Source organism: Nocardiopsis suaedae (assembly GCF_027706745.1).
In the GTDB taxonomy this organism is placed as follows: domain Bacteria; phylum Actinomycetota; class Actinomycetes; order Streptosporangiales; family Streptosporangiaceae; genus Nocardiopsis_A; species Nocardiopsis_A suaedae.
In genome coordinates this window covers 24,998-42,684 of sequence record NZ_JAQFWP010000007.1, presented here as the reverse complement: position 1 = coordinate 42,684, position 17,687 = coordinate 24,998, and the positions used below count along the sequence as shown (strand labels likewise).

The following is a 17,687-nucleotide window of genomic DNA, read 5'->3' as shown; positions in this document are numbered from 1 at the left end:
CCGTGTCACCGTCCGAGCCACGCGCTCTTGTCCGCCCTGCGGAGCGGGGCGGTGAGGAGGAGGGCGCCGAGGAGTCCGGCGCCCATGAGGGCGAGCGGGTACACCCCGTAGGCGATCAGGGGGTCCGGGATGAACGCGAGCTCCCCGATTCCCAGCCCCGCCGACGCGACGAGGAGGCCGACCAGGCTCTCCCCCGCCGTCCCCGCGAACACGACGCCCATCGCCGTCCCCGCCGCCGCCGCAACGAGGACCTTCAGCCGCACCTGGCCGACGATCTCCCCCGAGGAGAACCCGACGGCGGACAGCAGGCCGGTCTTCCCGCGGTCCCGGGACAGCACCAGGCGCAGGAACAGGCTGGTGTTGAGCAGCGCGACGCCCGGTCCGAAGACCGCGGACAGGACGGCGGCCCCGCGCAGGGCGTCGGTCGCGTACGACATCGTCTGCTGGACGTACTCGCGCATCGGGATCACCGACGCATCGGGGTACCGCTCCCCGTACTCGGCCGCCACCGCGCCGGGGGCCGCCTCCCCCGCCATGTCGGCGAAGACGACGTAGGCGTCCGCCCCGCCCGGCGGCGCCCCCTGCATCTTCGCGGTGGAGCCGCCGCTGGAGACGTCCTGGTAGACGCCGCTGACGGTGAGGGGGGGCCGCCCCGTCGCCGCCGTCCACCGCCAGCTCGTCGCCCGCGGAGACGCCGAACCGTTCGGCGTTCAGCAGCGACAGCGCGATCTCCCCGGACTCCGGCCGCCCGCCCTCCAGGTACGCGACCGCGGCCTGCCGCTGGTCCCCCACATCGACGCGGAGGCCGACCGGCCCCTCCGCGTCCTCCGCCTCCATCAGCACGTTGCCGAAGGAGCGCACGTCCGTCAGGCGGTCGTCGCCGCGCATCCCCTCGACCACGTCCGCGTGCACGGACTCGACGTCGTCGGCGAAGCGCACGTCGGCGCGGACGCCGCTGTCCGGGACCCCCCATGTAGGTGCCGAAGCCGGGGCCGGTGAACGTGCTCAGCAGGTTCATCGGGAGGACCATCAGGACCGCGGCGAGGAAGAACACGACGGGCAGGAGGATCCACCGGCCGCGCTCGGCGCGCAGGTCCAGAAGGGCCAGCCGCGTGTTGACCGCCCGGCCCCGGCGGGAGCCCAGGGCGCTGGGGCGGAGCCGCCGGGCCCGCCGCCGGGCGCGGCGCGCCGCGCGCCGCTCCTCCAGGAGGCTGCCGTGCACCAGGGCGTTGACGACCTGCATCCGCGCGATCCTGCCGAGGACGCCGCGGCAGACCGCCATGACGAACACGAACACGGCCACGAGCGCGGCCACGGGGACCAGGACCGTCGCGGCGCCGGGCGGCGCCTGGCTGTAGTTCGCTTCGACGCCGCGTGTGAGCAGGCCGGTCGCGGCGACGGCCAGGGCGCCGCCGACGACGCACGCGAGGAGCGTCATGACGTCGTGCTTGGTGAGGTACAGGCCCATGATCGACCGGTCGGGGATGCCGACGGCCTTCATCGCGCCGATCTCGCGGACCTCGCCCTCCAGGGTCCCGTGGATCACGAAGCGCACGCTGAGGACGGCGATGGCGATGAGCAGGAGGCTCGCGAAGACCAGCGCCGCCGCGGGAAGGCCGTCGCTGACCGCGTTGATGAGGCGGACCATGTCGAAGGTGACCGCCTGCCCGTTCTTCGGCAGGGCGTCGTCGGCCTCGTAGGCGCGCTGGAACCCGGCCGCCGCGGACGGGTCGGCCAGGCGGAACTCGGCGATGATCTCCGGGGCGCCGCCCCCGGCGCGGCCCAGCTCGCGGAAGTCCTCTTCGGAGACGAGGACACGGGTGGACGCGGAGAGCGACGACGCCATCTGCGCATCGCGCACGAAGCCTTCGATGCGGAACTCCCGGCTTCCGGTGTCGGTCGCGACCGTCAGCCCGTCCCCGGCCCGGAGGCCGTACGCCTGCTGATAGGCGACCGGGACGTAGACCTCCCCCGGGGAGGGCGTCGGGGCCGCGCCGGTCTCGTCCAGGAGGAAGTCGAACTCGTGGTTCTGTGTGACGAAGAGGCTGTCGATCAGGCTGTCGGAGAAGTCCCCCGACTCGCCGGTCGCCGCGCGGCTCCAGGAGAGGGCCGCGCCGTCGTACCCCAGCATGTCCTCGATGAGCCATGCCGCGACGTCGGGGTTCCGCGCGGCGAAGGCCTCCAGGGCCTCGGGGTCGTAGTCGCCGCTGTGCATCTGGAGGAAGTGGGGAGGCTGGGCCTCCTGGAAGAGCTGGTCGACGGACCCGACGACGCGTTCCATGACCATGGCCCCGGTGGCCATCAGGAACGCGCTGAGCACCAGGACGGCGGCGAGGGCGAGGTCGACGCCTTTGTCACGGGAGAGGTCGTTGCCCACATGCCGGAGGTGCAGGAGGGCTCTCGTGGTCACAGAGGGACTCCGATCCTTCCGGCACGGACGCCTGTTCCGTGACGAGGGGGTGGACGGCCCCCGGTGCCTTGGCGAACGACCGGTGGGCCCCGCGCCCGGGCGGCGCGTAAGCCGATGGTCGCTTCCCCCTGCCTTTTCGGGAGTCCGGCAATCCCCCTGGGGTCACCCGGAGACGGCCCTTAGGAGCCCGTGGAGACCGGCCCTGGGCCCCGGGGCGCCGGAGCGCCTCGGGGCCCAGGCCCTTCCCGGGAGGAGCGGAGCGGGTTCAGGCGTGTCCGGCCAGGGAGGCGCCGAACCGGTTGGCCGGTTCCGGGACGCCGTCCACGCCGGGCTCCCAGGCGCGGGCGCCGCCGCCGAAGGGCAGCACCGTCACCGTGCCGTGGGCGTTCTCGTCCGGGGCGCCCACCAGGAGCGCCTGTTCGTCCTCGTCACCGGCCGTGGCGACCTCCTCGCCGAAGAAGTCGCCCGCCTCCGGGGTGCCCGGCACCCCGGCGGTGGACTGGTCGATCCACCGGTCCTCGTACCCGACGGCGTCGAGGGAGAAGGACTGGGCGGCGCCGGAGTCCTGCTCGGCGCCGATGTCCTCATAGGGCAGGCCGAGGACGACGCGCGCGTCCCCGCCCGCGACCGGCCGGGGCACGCCCTCCAGGACGAACCCGAAGTAGTCGTTGTCCTCGACCGCCCCTGCGGCGCCCTCCTTGTCCTGGTGGAACGACCGGTCCGCCTGGAGGCCGCCGCCGGTCCCGGTGAAGGACTGCGCCATTCCCCCGTTGTGCCGGCCGGACAGGTCCTCCCCGGGCACGCCGACGGCGACGTAGCCGCCCTCGGGGGTGGGCACGTACTCGGGGTCGGTGCCGAACAGGTCGCCCGCCTCGACCGACCCGGCCACGCCGGGGGAGGCCTGGTCCCACCAGGCGGAGGGGTGCTCGGCGACCGCCGCGGCGATGTCCTCGATCCTGATCAGCCCGCCGGAGTCCTGCTCGGCGCCGACGTCCTCGTAGGGCATGCCGACGAGCAGGTCCCAGCGGCCGGTGCTCCCGGACACCTGGGCGAGCTCGACGCCCAGGCCGAACAGGTCGTGGGCCTCGGGGCCGCCGGGGACGCCCGGCGTGTCCTGGTCGAACCGGGCCGCGGCGGCGATCGCGCCGGGCTCGGTGAACCAGATCGCCGTGGCGGCGCCCGCGTCCTGGAGCGAGCCGACGTCCTCGTAGGGGGTGCCGACCACCAGGGTCGCCGCGTCGGCGCCCTTCGCCGGGGCGGCGCTCAGCGAGTAGCCGAACTCGTCGAGGCGTTCGGAGGTCCCGGGCACCTTCGCGGTGGACTGGTCGATCCACAGCGATGCGCGGCCCGCGCCGAGCCCGTCCGGGGAGCCGTACAGGACGACGACCGCCCCCGCGTTCCCGACGCCGTCCAGGTCCTCTCCGTGGGAGCCGACGACGAGGTCCGTGCAGCCGTCCCCGTCGAGGTTCACCGGCTCCAGCGCGGCGCCGAACCAGTCGCCGCCCTCGACCGTTCCGGGGACGCCCGGGGAGTCCTGGGTGATGCGGGCGCGCTCCCCCTCGCCCACGCGGCCGTCGCCGCCGTACAGGACGGTGGCCGCGCCCGCGTCGTTGGTGCCGCCGACCGCGGCGAACGGGTCGCCGACGGCGGCGTCGGCGTGGCCGTCGCCGTTGAAGTCGCTGCGCGTCGGGGACGCGGAGCCGGGGCAGGTCTGCTGGGCGGAGGGGGGCGGCGACTCCGTTCCGGAGGCGGCGGCCGGGGCCGCCACCGCGGCGGCCGCCACGGCCGCGAGTCCTATCGCGCCGATGGTTCGGTTCAACACCGGTCTGCTCCTTCTCGCTCACAGCGCCCGAGCGGCTGCGGGCCACGGGCCGTGGAGCGGGGGCATCGGCCGGGCGCGGCCGGGTGCCGCGCGGCGCTGGCAGGGGATGGCGATTCTCAGGTCCGACCGCCCGTCCGGCTCGGGACGGGCACGGGGTCGGGGTCGGGTGCAGGGGCCAGAGGGCCGGTCACGGGGCGCTCGCACGCCGGGGCGGGCCCCGGCACCGGCGCGGCCGATCGCGGCTGCGCGTCCCGTGCGGGGCACTGATGTCCATGCCTGCCCTTTGCCCACGCGCCACCGTTTCTCACCGATGAGCGCACGAGAATGCGAGGGACCGTTACCGTTCCGGGCCGGGAATGGGCCGATTCGCCCGCGTAGAGCGCGTTCCGCGGACGCGGCCCCGGCCCGGCCGGAACCGGCCCCGGAGGGTGGTCAACCCATCACGCCGGATCGCGTCGTGCCGACCGCTGCCATACAGTGACCGCATGACCGACGGCCACTCGCGCAACGGCGCGCCGGGGGCGGGGACCTACCGTTCCTGGCCCGACCTCGCCAGCCTCGAACTCTTCCTCCTCGTCGTCGAGGAGGGCAGCATCGGGCGGGCCGCCGCCCGGGCCGGGCTCACCCAGGCGTCGGCCAGCCGCCGCCTGGACACCCTGGAGCGGGAGCTGGGGCTGCCGCTGCTGTTGCGGACCACCGGCGGGTCACGGCCCACGGCGCAGGGGCGCACCGTCGCCGGGTGGTCCCAGAGCGTCCTTGACGCCGCCCGCGACCTCACCGGCGGTGTGGCCGCGCTCCGGCGGGACCGGCGGGCCACCCTGCGCCTGGCGGCCAGCATGACCGTCGCCGAGTACCTGGTCCCCGGATGGCTCGCGCGCCTGCGCGACCGGGCGCCCGAGGTGGAGGTCGCCCTCGACGTGCTCAACTCCGAGGAGGTCGCCCAGCGCGTCCGGGACGGCGACGCCGACCTGGGGTTCGTCGAGTCCCTGGACGCCCCGCACGGGCTGGACAGGCTCCTGGTCCGGCAGGACCGCCTGGTCGCCGTCGTCGCCCCGGGGCACCCCTGGGCCGCCCGGAGCCGCCCCCTGCCCGCGCGGACCCTGGCCGGGACCGCGCTGGTCACCCGCGAGCGCGGCTCCGGCACGCGCACCACCTTGGAGCAGGCGCTGCGCCTGGCCCTGGGCACCGGCCCCGAGCCCCCGGCGCTGGAGCTGCCCTCCAACGCGGCGGTGAAGGTGGCCGTCCAGAGCGGTGCGGCCCCCGCCGTGCTCAGCGAGCTCGCCGTCGCCGCCGAACTCGCCGACGGGCGCCTGCGGGAGGTGCCGGTCGCCGGTGTCGACCTGCACCGCCCGCTGCGGGCGGTGCGCCGCCCGCACACCCGTCCGGTCCCCCCGGCCGACCTGCTCGTCCGGATCGCCGCCGAGGGGGAGTGAGCTACTCCCCGGCCCGGCGCAGGATCGCCCGCGCCTGGCCCAGCAGCGGTGCGTCGATCATCCGGCCCTCGTACCGGAACACCCCGGACGGGTTCTCCCCGGCCGCCTTGAGGACGCCCCGCGCCCAGCGCACCTCCTCCTCCGGCGGGCGGAAGGCCTCGCGGATGGGGTCGGCGTGGCCGGGGTGGATGCACATCTTCGCCGCGAACCCGGTCTCGGCCGCCTCCCGGGCCTCCGCGGCCAGCCCGTCGGTGTCGGAGATGTCCAGGTACACCGTGTCGACCGCGGGCTTGCCGTGCGCGGCGGCCGCCAGCAGCACCGATGAGCGCGCGTGCGCGACGACGTCGTGCAGCCCCCCGGTGGACCGGCGGCTGGACGCACCGCCCAGGTCGGCCATCAGGTCCTCTCCGCCCCAGGTGAGCGCGGCGCACCCGGGCTCGGCGGCGATGGCCGGGGCGGCCAGCACTCCGGCGGCCGACTCGCACAGGGCGACCACCCGCGCCGGGGCCAGCGCGCGCACCGCCTCCACCTGTTCGGCCTTGGGGAGCATCACCAGGCGCACGCCCAGGTCCCGGACCGCCTGTACGTCCCCCTCCCACCACGGGCCTCCGAAGGGGTTGACCCGCACGATGGTGCGTTCGGGGTCCAGTTCGGACCAGGCCTCGGAGAACATCCTGCGCGCGGCGTCCTTGGCGTCGGGGGCGACGCTGTCCTCCAGGTCGATGATGACCGCGTCGGCGCGCGCCGCCGCCTTGGCGTAGCGGTCGGGCCGGTCCCCGGGGCAGAACAGCAGCGAGGGGCCGGGGATGCCCGGGGCGCCGCTCATCGCTCCCCCTCCGGCTTGCACAGCATGAGGGCGCTGCGCTGGGCGCGCGCGACGAGCTCGCCGTCCTGGTTCAGGGCCCGGTGCTCGAACTTCACGATCCCGTTGCCCGGCCGCGAGGACGACGGCCGCTTCTCCAGCACGGTCGTCTCGGCGTAGAGCGTGTCCCCGTGGAAGACGGGGCGGGGGAAGGCGATCTCCCCGAACCCCAGGTTGGCCACGGTGGTGGCCTGGGTCAGCTGGGCCACGCTCAGCCCGACCAGGGTCGAGAGGGTGAACAGGCTGTTCACCAGCGGCCGCCCGAACTCGGTGGAAGCGCTGAAGTGGGCGTCCAGGTGCAGGCTCTGCGGGTTCATGGTGAGCGTGCTGAAGAAGGTGTTGTCCGCCTCGGTGACGGTCCGTCCGGGCCGGTGCTGGTAGACCGCGCCCTCCTTCAGCTCCTCGAAGTACAGGCCGCGCTGCACGATCCGCTCAGGGGTCGCCTCGGGACCGCGTTCCTCCACGTCGCCTCCTCGTCGAGCCGTCGTTCCGGGCGGGGTGTGCCCGTGATCACTCCGCCATGCTTGCATACCGCCGGTCACGCGCCCCGCCCGGGAGCTCCCCGAGAGGGCGCCCCGGGCCCGGGTGTACGGGTATGCGCCCGGGAAGGCCTGTCACTGCCGGGGTCTGGGTGCATGCGAGGTATGAGAGGACTAGGGCGTGTTTCTCGGAGGCTTTTCGATCAGCGAGCGGCCGTCCCGGGCGGCGCTCGCAAGACGGGGCGCGAAGTTCATCCTGGTTGGCTGCTCGAGCGTCCCGGCGCAGCGAGCGTCGTCCTGGTGGTCGCGAGCCGAAAATGATCCGAGAAACACGCCCTAGGGTCCCTTCCAACGCTTTCGCCCCCGACGCGCCGAGCCGCTCCCGCGCCGAGCGCTAGATCGGAACCACGATGACCGAGCCGACGATCGACGACCGCGTCCCCCACTCCGCGCGGGTGTGGGACTACTGGCTGGGCGGCAAGGACAACTACGCCGTCGACCGGGAGGTCGGCGAACGGCTCAAGGAGATCGTCCCCGAGGGCGTGGTCAGCGCGCGGGCCGACCGGCAGTTCCTCGCGCGCTCGGTCCGCCACGCGGTGGCCGGGCACGGCATCCGCCAGTTCCTCGACATCGGAACCGGGCTGCCCACCGCCGACAATACCCACGAGGTCGCACAGGCCGCCGCCCCCGAGTGCCGGGTGGTCTACGTCGACAACGACCCGCTGGTGCTGGTGCACGCCCAGGCGCTGCTGGTCGGCACCCCTGAGGGCGCCACCGACTACATCCACGCCGACGTGCACGACCCCGAGGCCGTCCTCGCCGAGGCCGCACGCACCCTGGACTTCGGCGAGCCCACCGCGGTCGTCCTGTCGAGCGTGCTGAACTACGTCGTCTCCCAGGACGACGCGCGCGCCATCGTCTCCACGCTCATGGGCGCGCTCCCCCCGGGGAGCCTCCTGATCGTCGGCCACCCCACCGCCGACGTCGTCCCCGAGCGCATGGAAGAACTGCTGCGCGTGTGGAACGAGGCCAATCCGCACCCCATGCGCACCCGAAGCCGGGCCGAGATCGAGGACCTCTACGACGGCCTGGAGCTCTCGGACCCCGGCGTCGTGTTCGCCCCGGAGTGGCGCCCCGACGCGGAGACGCTCTTCAGCGGCCGCGCCATCCCGCACCTGGTGGCCGTGGGACGCAAGCCCTGAGACGGCCGCCGGCCGCTCCTATCGCGCGCCCTCCGTATCCGTAGTGCCGCCCCATCGGTGAACCGGTGCTCCCCGGGCACGTATCCGTATGGGTAAGGGAGCGGAGCCCTCCTCGGTAGGGGCGCGGTCCGAGTTCCGTGCACCCATCCGGGCCGGACCGGCGGCGTTGACGCCCTTCGCGGCCCCAGAATTGGTGGTGCGGCCGCGGAAGTCCTGGAATCCCGGCCCGCATCGAGGGGATCCCCTGGGGGAGTCGTGTGCGGACGTCGCTTGAGGGGGAGCGGCGTCACCGCTCCTCCAGGGACCACCCTCCCGCCGTGACCGCCTCCTGTCCAGCCCGCGCCGCCCGTCCGCGCGGAGGACGGCGGCACGGCGGCCCCCTCCTCCGGCCTCAGGCGGGGTCGGCCTCGGCCAGCCGCTGGGCCACCAGCACCCGGGAGGACACCCCGAGCTTGGCCAGGATGTTCTCCACGTGCGTGTCCACGGTCCGCTTGGAGATGACCAGCCGCTCGGCGATCGCCCGGTTCGACAGCCCCTCGGCGATCAGCCCGGCCACCTCGCGCTCCCTCGCGGTGAGCGCGGCCTGGCCCGGGGGCGGGTCCTGGCGCCCGGGCGTCAGGGTGTCGGCGTCGGCGACGGCCGCGTCCGCGATCCGTTCCAGGGGGTGGTCGGCCCCCTCGGCGAACAGCTCGGCGAAGTGCTCCTCCCCCAGCGCCGCGCGGGCCGACCCCACCGCCTCCTGGTGGAACGCCTCCATGATGGCGGTGCCGCCGAGCCGCTCGCCCGCCCGGTCCCACAGCGGGTCGGCCGCGCCGAGCAGCCACGCGGCGCGCACGGGGCGCTCCTGGCCCACCGCCCGCCAGGCGGTGACCTCCAGGCAGTAGGCCAGGCCGACGAAGTCGCCCAGCTCCCACTTCATGCGCACGGCCGGCCCTCCGGCGGCGCCGGCGCCCGCGGCGTCGCCCTTGAAGGTCAGCGCGGCGCTGGTGATCACCAGCATGTAGGAGCGGAGCCACAGCTCGGCGTCCCGCCCTTCCAGGCGCGCCAGCCCTTCGGTGCACACCGCGACCGCCTCGTCGAGCTGTCCGCTGAGCAGGTGCAGGTAGCCCTGCTGGGCGAGCAGGGAGACCGAGGTCGCGAAGTCGCCCGCGCGCTTGGCGGCGGCGGCGCACGACTCGTATTCGGGCAGCGCCTCGCCATGGCGCCCGGCGAACACCAGCGCCAGGTGGCGGTACAGGTGCATCCGCCCCTTCAGCCGTTCGTCGGGGTGCCCCTCGGGGACGGGCATGGCCGCGTCGAGGTCGGCCAGGGCGGCGTCGAGTTCGCCCCGGAAGGTGCCGAGGTAGGCCCGGACGCCGAGGGGCCACACGCGCTCTGGGCTGCCCTCGGGCAGGGATCCGATGGCCTTGGTGAGCCAGTAGCGCCCCTCCTTGAGGCGGCCGGAGATCTGCCAGTAGCCCCATAGGGAGGCGGCCAGGCGGGCGGCCCGCGACTCCCACCCCGGAACGGCGAAGGCGTACTCCAGCCCCATGCGGATGTCGGCGTGCTCGGCCGCCAGCGTACGGAAGCGGCCGAGCTGGTCCTCGGTGAAGCGCCGGTCGAGCCGGTCCGCCAGCCGCTGGCAGCGATCGACGTGCCGGCCGCGGTACTCCTGCTCCTCCCCCGCCTCGGCGAGGCGCTCGGCACCGTACTCGCGCAGGGTGTCGAGCTGGCGGTAGCGCTCCCCGCCCCGGTCGGCGCGCAGGACGACGGACTTGTCGACGAGGCCGATGAGCGCCTCCAGCACCTCGCCGCCTTCGAGGCCGTCGCCCGCGCAGACCTCTTCGGCGGCTTCGGCGTCGAATCCGCCCACGAAGACCGACAGCCTGCGCCAGAGCACCTGCTCCTGCGGCGTGCACAGGTCGTGGCTCCACTCGATGCCGGTGCGCAGCGTCTGGTGGCGGGGCAGCGCCGCCCGTGTGCCGCCGGTCAGGAGCTGGAAGCGGTCTTCCAGGCGCTCGACGAGGCGCCGCAGCGGCAGGGCGCGCAGGCGCACGGTGGCCAGTTCGATGGCGAGCGGGATGCCGTCCAGGCGGCGGCACAGGCGCACCGCGTGGCGCCGGTCGGCCTCGGTGAGGGTGAAGCCGGGGACCACCGCGGCCGCCCTGCGCTCGAACAGCTCGACGGCGCTGTGCCGGACGGCGTCGGCGTCGTCGGGGTCGGGCACGGGCATGGGCGGGACCGGGTGGCTGAACTCCCCCAGCACGTTGAGCGCGTGCCGGGAGGTGGCCATGATCGTCACCCCGGGGCACTCGCGCAGCACGACCTCGGCGAGCATGGCGCAGGCATCGCCCAGGTGCTCGCAGGTGTCCAGCACCAGGAGCAGGGAGCGGCCGCGCAGGTAGTCCAGGAGGACGTCGAGCTGGGAGCGGACGTCCTGTTCGGCGAGCCCGAGCGTGGAGGCGACGGTGTGCGCGATCAGCTCGGGGTCGCGCAGCCCGGACAGCGCCACGAAGCGCGCGCCGTCGGAGTACTGAGAGGCGACGCGCTCGGCGACGTGCAGCGCGATACGCGTCTTGCCGACGCCGCCGGGCCCCAGAACGGTGACCAGCCGGCCCTGCCCGAGCAGGCCGGTGACGCGGTCCACCTCCTCCTCACGGCCGACGAACCCCGTGAGCTGCCGGGGGAGCGCCCCCGCCGTCCGCTGGATCATGATCCGGTCCTCGCCCTGCCCGCCGCGACGCTCGACTCCCCCTCGGTGCGCACTGTACCGAGACAGAGCCCTGCGTATAGGGCGTTTCCGGGAATCGTCCGTCCCCGGCCGCACGGGCGCGCTCCGCACGGCGCATCAGCACCACGGCGGTGTGCCCGGCGGCCACGAGGAGCGCGGTCCCGGCGCCCGCCGCGAGGAAGCCGGGTGAGAGCGGGTCGGCGGCCGATCCACCGAGGAGGACCATGGCGGCCGTATAGGGCATGCACCCCACGGCGGTGCCGAGGGCGAAACGCCACGCGCTCATGGCGGTGGCGCCCAGGCCGTGGTTGATCGCCGAGAACGGGGCGATCGGCATCAGCCGCAGATAGACCACGGCGAACAGGCCGTGCCGCTCGACCGCGCGGTCGAGGCGGGCGCGGACGGCGGGCGGCACCCAGGCGTGCACCGCGCCGCGCAGCATCAGGCGGGCGGCCCAGAACTGGACGAGCGCCCCGACCACGGCGCCCACGCTCGCGACCGCGAACCCGGCGGCCGGGCCGAGCAGCGCCCCGGTGGCGGCGTTGAGGAGCGGCCGGGGCACCAGGAGGAGCGCGGCGACCAGGTAGAGGCCGAGGACCGCCAAGGGCGCGGCGGGGCCCACGGCCTCGACGGCGGCGCGCATCTCCCCGAGCCCGGGGAGCCGGGTCCCGGCGATGAGGAGCGCCACGGTGATCAGTGCGAAGACGGCGGCCCGGCGGGCGGCGGACCTGCGGTCGCCCCCGGGGCGCCCTGCGTTCACCCGGCTCTCCACTCATGGGTCGGGGGCGGCGGTCAGGGGGTGAAGGTACCACCCCGGGCGGAGCGGGAGATCCCCAGGACGAGGCGCTCCAGCACGGGGCGGGGCGTGGCGAAGTTCAGCCGCACCCACCCGCGCCCCGCTTCCCCGCAAGCGGCGCCGTCGACGACCGCGACGCCGCCCCGCTCGCGGATCCGCCCGGCCGGGTCGTCCCGCGGCACCGCGCCGCGCAGGTCGATCCACGCCAGGTAGGTCCCCTCCGGGGGCCGGTACCCGGCCTCCGGCAGGTGTTCGGCCAGCAGGTCGCCCAGCGCCCGCCGGTTGCCGTCCAGGTACTCCAGGACCTCCGCGAGCCACGGCGCGCCGTGCCGGTAGGCGGCGGTGTTGGCCGCCATCCCGAGGACGCCGGCGCCGTTCAGTGTGAAGGGTTCCATGCCCTCCACCACCTCGGCGTCGGCGTCGTTGGTGATGATGAGCTGTGCGCATTTGAGGCCCGGGATGTTCCACGCCTTGGAGGCCGATGTCGCCGTGACGCTGTGCCCCGCGGCGGTGGGCCCGATCGACGCATAGGGCACGTGGCCGTGTCCGGGATAGGTGAGCGGCGCGTGCACCTCGTCGGCGAACACGCGTCCGCCGTACCGGTCGACCACTTCGGCCACTGCGGCCAGCTCGTGCGGGGTGAAGACGCGCCCGAGGGGGTTGTGCGGGTTGCACAGCACCAGGAGGTCTCCCCCGCTCTGGAACGCCCCGGCGAGGGCGTCGGGGTCAAGGCTCCAGCCCTGCTCCCCTTGCACCATGGGGACCTGGAGGATGTCGCGTCCCAGGCGCCCGGGGACCGTCAGGAAGGGCATGTAGCAGGGCGTCGGGAGGATGACCGGGCTCCCCGGCCGGGAGAAGTGCGTGGTGGCGATCTCGAACGCGCGCAGCACATCGGGCACCGTGTGGATCCGTTCGGCGGGCACGCTCCACCCGTAGGCCTTCTCCTGCCATCCGCGGCACGCCTCGGCGAGCTCGGCGGAGGCGCCGGGCGGCGGGTATCCGAAGGCGGCGCCCTCCACCGCTTCGCGGAGCGCCTGCAGGACGGGCTCGGCGGTGCCGAAATCCATCTCGGCGACGAACGCCCCGAGCACGTCCTCACCGTACTTCGACCACTTCAGCGTCCCCCGTGCCCGCAGTTCGCCGACCGTCAAGGCGTCGAACCCCTCTACCAGGCCCATGCGCCGTCCCTTCCGTCGTCCGATCCGGCTCCGAGCCGGGTCCCCTCCCGGTCTTCCCGGATGCGGGCGGGTCTCCCCCGCCCCGGCCCCCGCGCGGTGCGCCACGGGGGCCGACGGTGGCCACACCCGGCCACGGATTGCGTATTACGAAACTGATTGCGTAATGGTCAACCGTCATCGAGAATGTGGGTGCGGGTTCCCGACCAGCCCGAACGCCGCGTCCCGAGGGGTGATGTCGTTGCCAATGCCGACCGATCTGGAGATCGCCCGCGGCGCCGCTCTGGAGCCGCTGTCGAGCGTCGCCGACCGCATGGGGCTTCCAGAGGACCTCCTGGAGCCCTACGGCGACCATGTGGCCAAGATCCGCCTGTCCGCACTGGACGCGCTGGCCGACCGCCCCCGCGCGCGCTACGTCGTCGTCACCGCGGTGACGCCCACGCCCCTGGGCGAGGGGAAGACCACCATCACGGTCGGCCTGGGCGACGGCCTCAACCGCATCGGCCACCGCACCGCCCTCGCGCTGCGCCAGCCCTCCATGGGGCCGGTGTTCGGCATCAAGGGCGGCGCGGCCGGCGGGGGCTACAGCCAGGTCGTGCCCATGGAGCGGCTGAACCTGCACCTGACCGGGGACATCCACGCGGTCGGGGCCGCGCACAACCTGCTGGCGGCTCTGCTGGACAACCACCTGTTCCGGGACAACGCGCTGGACATCGACCCGCACGACATCTCCTGGCGGCGGGTGGTGGACATCAACGACCGCTCCCTGCGCGGCATCGTCACCGGACTGGGCGGCCGGATGGACGGGACGCCCCGCCAGACCGGGTTCGACATCACCGCCGCCTCGGAGGTCATGGCGCTGCTGTCGCTGTCGTCGTCGGCCCGGGACATGCGCGCGCGGCTGGGCCGCATCATCGTGGCGGGCAACCGGGCGGGCAAGCCGGTGACCGCCGAGCAGATCGGCGGCGCCGGGGCGATGGCCGCGGTCCTGCGCGAGGCCATCAAGCCCAACCTGCTGCAGACCCTGGAGCACACCCCGGTCCTGGTGCACACCGGCCCCTTCGGCAACATCGCCACCGGCAACTCCTCGGTGGTGGCCGACCTGATCGGCCTGCGCTCCGCGGACTTCCTGGTGACCGAGGCCGGGTTCGGGGCCGACATGGGCGCCGAGCGCTTCTTCAACATCAAGTGCCGCGTCTCCGGCGAGGCCCCGGACGCGGCCGTCGTGGTGGCCACCGTGCGCGCGCTCAAGGCGCACTCGGGGCGCCACGCGGTGACCGCGGGCCGCCCGCTGCCCGAGGGGATGCTGGAGGAGAACACCGACGACGTGCGGGCCGGGGCCGCCAACCTGGTCAAGCAGATCGAGAACTGCCGCCTGCACGGGGTGTCGCCGGTGGTGGCGGTCAACGCCTTCCCCACCGACCACGCTTCGGAGCTCGAGGAAGTGCGGCGGATCGCCGCCGAGGCGGGGGCGCGCAGCGCGGTGTGCACCAACGTCGTCGACGGAGGGCGCGGCGCCGAGGACCTGGCGCGGGCGGTGGCCGAGGCGGCCGACGAGGAGTCGCACTACGCGCCCCTGTACCCCGAGGACGCACCCATCCGCGACAAGGTGGCGGAGGTCGCGCGCCGGGTCTACGGGGCCGACGGGGTGGAGTTCTCCGAGACCGCCGAACGCCAGGTGAGCGCCTGCGAGCGCAACGGCCTGGGGCGCCTGCCGGTGTGCATCGCCAAGACGCACCTGTCCCTGTCGTCGGACCCGTCGCTGCGCGGCTCCCCCACGGGGTGGACCCTTCCGGTCCGCGAGGTCCGGCCCGCGGCCGGGGCGGGGTACGTCTACCTGATCTGCGGGACGATGCAGACCATGCCGGGGCTGGGGAGCTCGCCCGCGGCCTACGGTGTCGACCTCGACGACGACGGGGAGATCACGGGGCTGTCCTGAACCTGCGGCGGCGCGGGGGCGGCGGGGTGTCGGGGGACCTCCGCCGCCCCCTTCCGGGTCACGCCGGGACGGCCCCCGTCTCGCGGTCCCAGACCCGGTGGCCGGCCAGGAGGGACGCCAGCGCGCGCGTCAGCTCGCCGTGGTCCGCTCCCCTGTGCGTGGCCACGCCCTGGTCGACGACGGTCTGGCCGCTCGCCGGTACCGCGACGCGCAGGTCGGGCAGGGCCGTGTGCGAGAGCACGTCCACCCCGTCGTCGAGCGCCGCGATCGGCTTGTGGTGTTTGAAGGCCTCGACCACGAAGTGCAGGGCGAGCCCGTCGGAGGACAGTTCCGCCGCCGAATCGGCGCCGCCGGGCAGCGCCACCGCGTCGTAGAGCACCGAAGAGACCGTTCCCATGGCACGGTCGGCCTCCAGCGGGGTGCCGTCGGCGGTGCGCAGCGTCCCGTCGTGCGGGGCGAGCACCTCGGCGACGGCGCCTCCGTCGGCCATGGACCCGCGCAGCGCCTCCACGTCCTGGGCGTCGACGCCGTCCGCCGCCAGGACGGCCACCGTGCGCCCGGTGATCTCGTTCATCGCCGTGCGCGCCTGGCTCAGCGCCGGGGAGGAGCGCCCGTGGTTGGGCACCGCCTCGTGCCGGGGCGGGTCGACCCCGACCCCGGCGGCCACGTCGCGCGCCAGGCCGTGGTCGACGTGGTTGAGCCGCTCGACCACCCGCTCGCGCACCTGGTGCGTATCGCACTTGCCCAGCTCGAAGCGGAACGCCTCGACCAGGTGGCCGCGCTCCCAGTCGGACAGGCTGTTGTAGAAGAGCGTGGCCTGGCTGTAGTGGTCCTGGAAGCTCTTGCTGCGTTCGCGGACCTTCGCGCCGTCCACGCGCTCCTGGTGGTGCCGGTAGGGGTCGGAGCCCAGCGCCGGGCACCCGCCGCCCAGCGAGTTGGGGTAGTAGCTCGTGGCGCCCCGGTGCACCCGGTGCTGGCCGTACCCGTCGCGCTGGTCGTTGTCGACCGGGGCCACCGGCCGGTTCACCGGGAGCTGCTGGAAGTTGGGCCCGCCCAGGCGGATGAGCTGGGTGTCCAGGTAGGAGAAGTTGCGGGCCTGCAGCAGCGGGTCGTTGGTGAAGTCGATGCCCGGCACCACGTTGGCGGTGTGGAACGCGACCTGCTCGGTCTCGGCGAAGAAGTTGTCCGGGTTGCGGTCGAGCACCATCCGGCCCACCGGGGTGACCGGTACCTCCTCCTCGGGCACGATCTTGGTGGGGTCGAGCAGGTCGACGCCGAAGGCGTGCTCATCGGACTCCGGGATGAGCTGCATGCCCAGCTCGTACTCGGGGTACTGGCCCCGCTCGATCGCCTCCCACAGGTCGCGGCGGTTGAAGTCGGGGTCCTTGCCCGCGATGCGCTGCGTCTCGTCCCAGACGAGCGAGTGCGTGCCCAGCCGCGGCGTCCAGTGGAACTTGACGAAGGTGCCGCGCCCCTCGGCGTCGACCAGCCGGAAGGTGTGCACCCCGAAGCCCTGCATGGTGCGGTAGCTGCGCGGGATGGCCCGGTCGGACATGAGCCACATCATCATGTGGAGGGTCTCGGGCTGCAGGCCGACGAAGTCCCAGAGGGTGTCGTGCGCCGACTGGGCCTGCGGGATCTCGTTGTGGGGCTCGGGCTTCACCGCGTGCACGAAATCGGGGAATTTGATCCCGTCCTGGATGAAGAACACCGGCATGTTATTGCCGACCAGGTCGTAATTGCCCTCGCGCGTGTAGAACTTGGTCGCGAAGCCCCGGACGTCGCGCACGGTGTCGGAGGACCCCCGCGACCCGGCGACCGTGGAGAAGCGGACGAACACGGGCGTCTTCAGCGACGGGTCGCACAGGAATTCCGCGCGCGTGTAGTCCGCGAGCGACTCGTACACCTGGAAATAGCCGTAGGCACCCGCCCCGCGCGCGTGGACGACGCGTTCGGGGATGCGCTCATGGTCGAAGTGGGTGAGCTTCTCCCGGAACTGGAAGTCCTCCAGGAGGGTGGGGCCGCGTTCACCCGCGCTGAGGGAATTGTCGGTGTCGTCCACCCGGACCCCGGTGTCGGTGGTCAGCGCCCCCTTGGAGTCGACGCGGTCATCGTCCAGCTGCCGGTCCTTGTCGTCCGTCCGTCCCTGCGGGCTCTCGGACATCGCGTTCTCCTCCCCGATTCTCGATTCGCGTGCGCGGGGCGCGCCGCCCCGCGCGGCCCGCTCAGTAGCGGGCGATCTCCTGGACGATGCGCTCGCAGAACGCGTCCAGGTCCCCCGGGTCGCGGCTGGTGGTGACGGCGCGGTCGGTGACGACCTCCTTGTCGAGCACCTCCGCCCCGGCGTTGCGCAGATCGGTGCGGATGCTGGGGTAGGAGGTCACCGCACGCCCGCGCGCCACGCCGGCCTCGGCGAGGATCCACGGCCCGTGGCAGATCGCCCCGATCGGCCGCCCGGAGGCGGCGAAGGCCCGGACGAACTCGACGGCCTCGGGGACGATGCGCAGCCGGTCCGGGTTGATCGTCCCGCCCGGGACGACGAGTCCGTCGTAGTCGGCCGGGTCGGCCCCGGTCACCCTGCGGTCCACGGAGAAGGTGTCGCCGTGGTCGATGTCGCCGTTCATGGCCTGGACGGGCCCGGGGACGACGGACACCAGCTCGACCCGGGCCCCGGCCTCCTCCAGGGCGCGGCGGGGCCGTTCCAGCTCGACCTGCTCGACGCCGTCGGTGGCGAGCACGGCCACCGTGCAGCCTTCCAGTTCGCCGGTCATCTCGCTCCCCCTCCTCGCGCGATCGCGGCTCGCGCGGTCCGGCTACCCCGGCGGGCCGGGGTCATGCGCGGGCACGGCCGTTGCGCCG

General features: G+C 74.1%; 13 protein-coding genes. 3 read left to right on the top strand and 10 right to left on the bottom strand.

The features are described 5' to 3' along the window. Positions 1–5 precede the first annotated feature (5 nt). From O4U47_RS05580 to O4U47_RS05570, 3 genes are all read right to left on the bottom strand, one after another. A complete protein-coding gene (locus O4U47_RS05580; protein WP_270676462.1) occupies positions 6–536 on the bottom strand; it encodes an FtsX-like permease family protein in 531 nt (176 codons plus the stop codon). Further along, positions 467–2,410, bottom strand: coding sequence for an ABC transporter permease (locus O4U47_RS05575; RefSeq protein ID WP_270676461.1), 1,944 nt, complete (start codon positions 2,408–2,410; stop codon positions 467–469). The genes O4U47_RS05580 and O4U47_RS05575 overlap by 70 nt, the downstream gene beginning before the upstream one ends. A 265-nt stretch (positions 2,411–2,675) precedes the next feature. Next, a complete protein-coding gene (locus tag O4U47_RS05570; protein ID WP_270676460.1) occupies positions 2,676–4,232 on the bottom strand; it encodes a hypothetical protein in 1,557 nt (518 codons plus the stop codon). A 485-nt stretch (positions 4,233–4,717) separates the two neighbouring features. On the opposite strand from O4U47_RS05570, the gene O4U47_RS05565 reads away from it, so the two are divergent. Beyond that, positions 4,718–5,665 (top strand): LysR family transcriptional regulator, encoded by a 948-nt coding sequence (locus O4U47_RS05565; protein ID WP_270676459.1) that lies wholly within the window; start codon positions 4,718–4,720, stop codon positions 5,663–5,665. A gap of 1 nt (position 5,666) precedes the next feature. On the opposite strand, the gene O4U47_RS05560 is transcribed toward O4U47_RS05565, so the two are convergent. Together O4U47_RS05560 and O4U47_RS05555 are read right to left on the bottom strand one after the other, a co-directional pair. Continuing rightward, the gene (locus O4U47_RS05560) at positions 5,667–6,491 is read right to left on the bottom strand and encodes an HpcH/HpaI aldolase/citrate lyase family protein (protein WP_270676458.1); all 825 of its coding nucleotides are present in this window, start codon (positions 6,489–6,491) and stop codon (positions 5,667–5,669) included. Further along, positions 6,488–6,991 carry a MaoC family dehydratase gene (locus tag O4U47_RS05555; RefSeq protein ID WP_270676457.1) on the bottom strand — a complete coding sequence of 168 codons (504 nt, stop codon included), beginning with the start codon at positions 6,989–6,991 and terminating at the stop codon, positions 6,488–6,490. The genes O4U47_RS05560 and O4U47_RS05555 overlap by 4 nt, the downstream gene beginning before the upstream one ends. 425 nt (positions 6,992–7,416) lie before the next feature. On the opposite strand from O4U47_RS05555, the gene O4U47_RS05550 reads away from it, so the two are divergent. Further along, positions 7,417–8,208, top strand: a complete 792-nt coding sequence (locus tag O4U47_RS05550) for an SAM-dependent methyltransferase (protein ID WP_270676456.1) — start codon at positions 7,417–7,419, stop codon at positions 8,206–8,208. A 391-nt stretch (positions 8,209–8,599) separates the two neighbouring features. On the opposite strand, the gene O4U47_RS05545 is transcribed toward O4U47_RS05550, so the two are convergent. From O4U47_RS05545 to O4U47_RS05535, 3 genes are read right to left on the bottom strand one after another with little or no spacing between them, the layout of a single operon-like run. After that, positions 8,600–10,900: an ATP-binding protein gene (locus O4U47_RS05545; protein WP_270676455.1), complete on the bottom strand. Its 2,301-nt coding sequence runs from the start codon at positions 10,898–10,900 to the stop codon at positions 8,600–8,602. Beyond that, entirely contained in the window at positions 10,842–11,678 is an 837-nt protein-coding gene (locus O4U47_RS05540) for a TVP38/TMEM64 family protein (RefSeq protein ID WP_270676454.1), read from the bottom strand. The genes O4U47_RS05545 and O4U47_RS05540 overlap by 59 nt, the downstream gene beginning before the upstream one ends. A gap of 32 nt (positions 11,679–11,710) precedes the next feature. Then, positions 11,711–12,892 carry a MalY/PatB family protein gene (locus O4U47_RS05535; RefSeq protein WP_270676453.1) on the bottom strand — a complete coding sequence of 394 codons (1,182 nt, stop codon included), beginning with the start codon at positions 12,890–12,892 and terminating at the stop codon, positions 11,711–11,713. A gap of 244 nt (positions 12,893–13,136) precedes the next feature. On the opposite strand from O4U47_RS05535, the gene O4U47_RS05530 reads away from it, so the two are divergent. Continuing rightward, the gene (locus O4U47_RS05530) at positions 13,137–14,828 is read left to right on the top strand and encodes a formate--tetrahydrofolate ligase (protein ID WP_270676452.1); all 1,692 of its coding nucleotides are present in this window, start codon (positions 13,137–13,139) and stop codon (positions 14,826–14,828) included. Positions 14,829–14,886: 58 nt separating this feature from the next. Here the strand turns inward: O4U47_RS05530 and O4U47_RS05525 are convergent, their stop codons facing one another. Together O4U47_RS05525 and O4U47_RS05520 are read right to left on the bottom strand one after the other, a co-directional pair. Next, positions 14,887–16,992 carry a catalase gene (locus O4U47_RS05525; protein ID WP_270676451.1) on the bottom strand — a complete coding sequence of 702 codons (2,106 nt, stop codon included), beginning with the start codon at positions 16,990–16,992 and terminating at the stop codon, positions 14,887–14,889. A 61-nt stretch (positions 16,993–17,053) separates the two neighbouring features. After that, positions 17,054–17,599 (bottom strand): type 1 glutamine amidotransferase domain-containing protein, encoded by a 546-nt coding sequence (locus O4U47_RS05520; RefSeq protein ID WP_270676450.1) that lies wholly within the window; start codon positions 17,597–17,599, stop codon positions 17,054–17,056. Positions 17,600–17,687 lie beyond the last annotated feature (88 nt).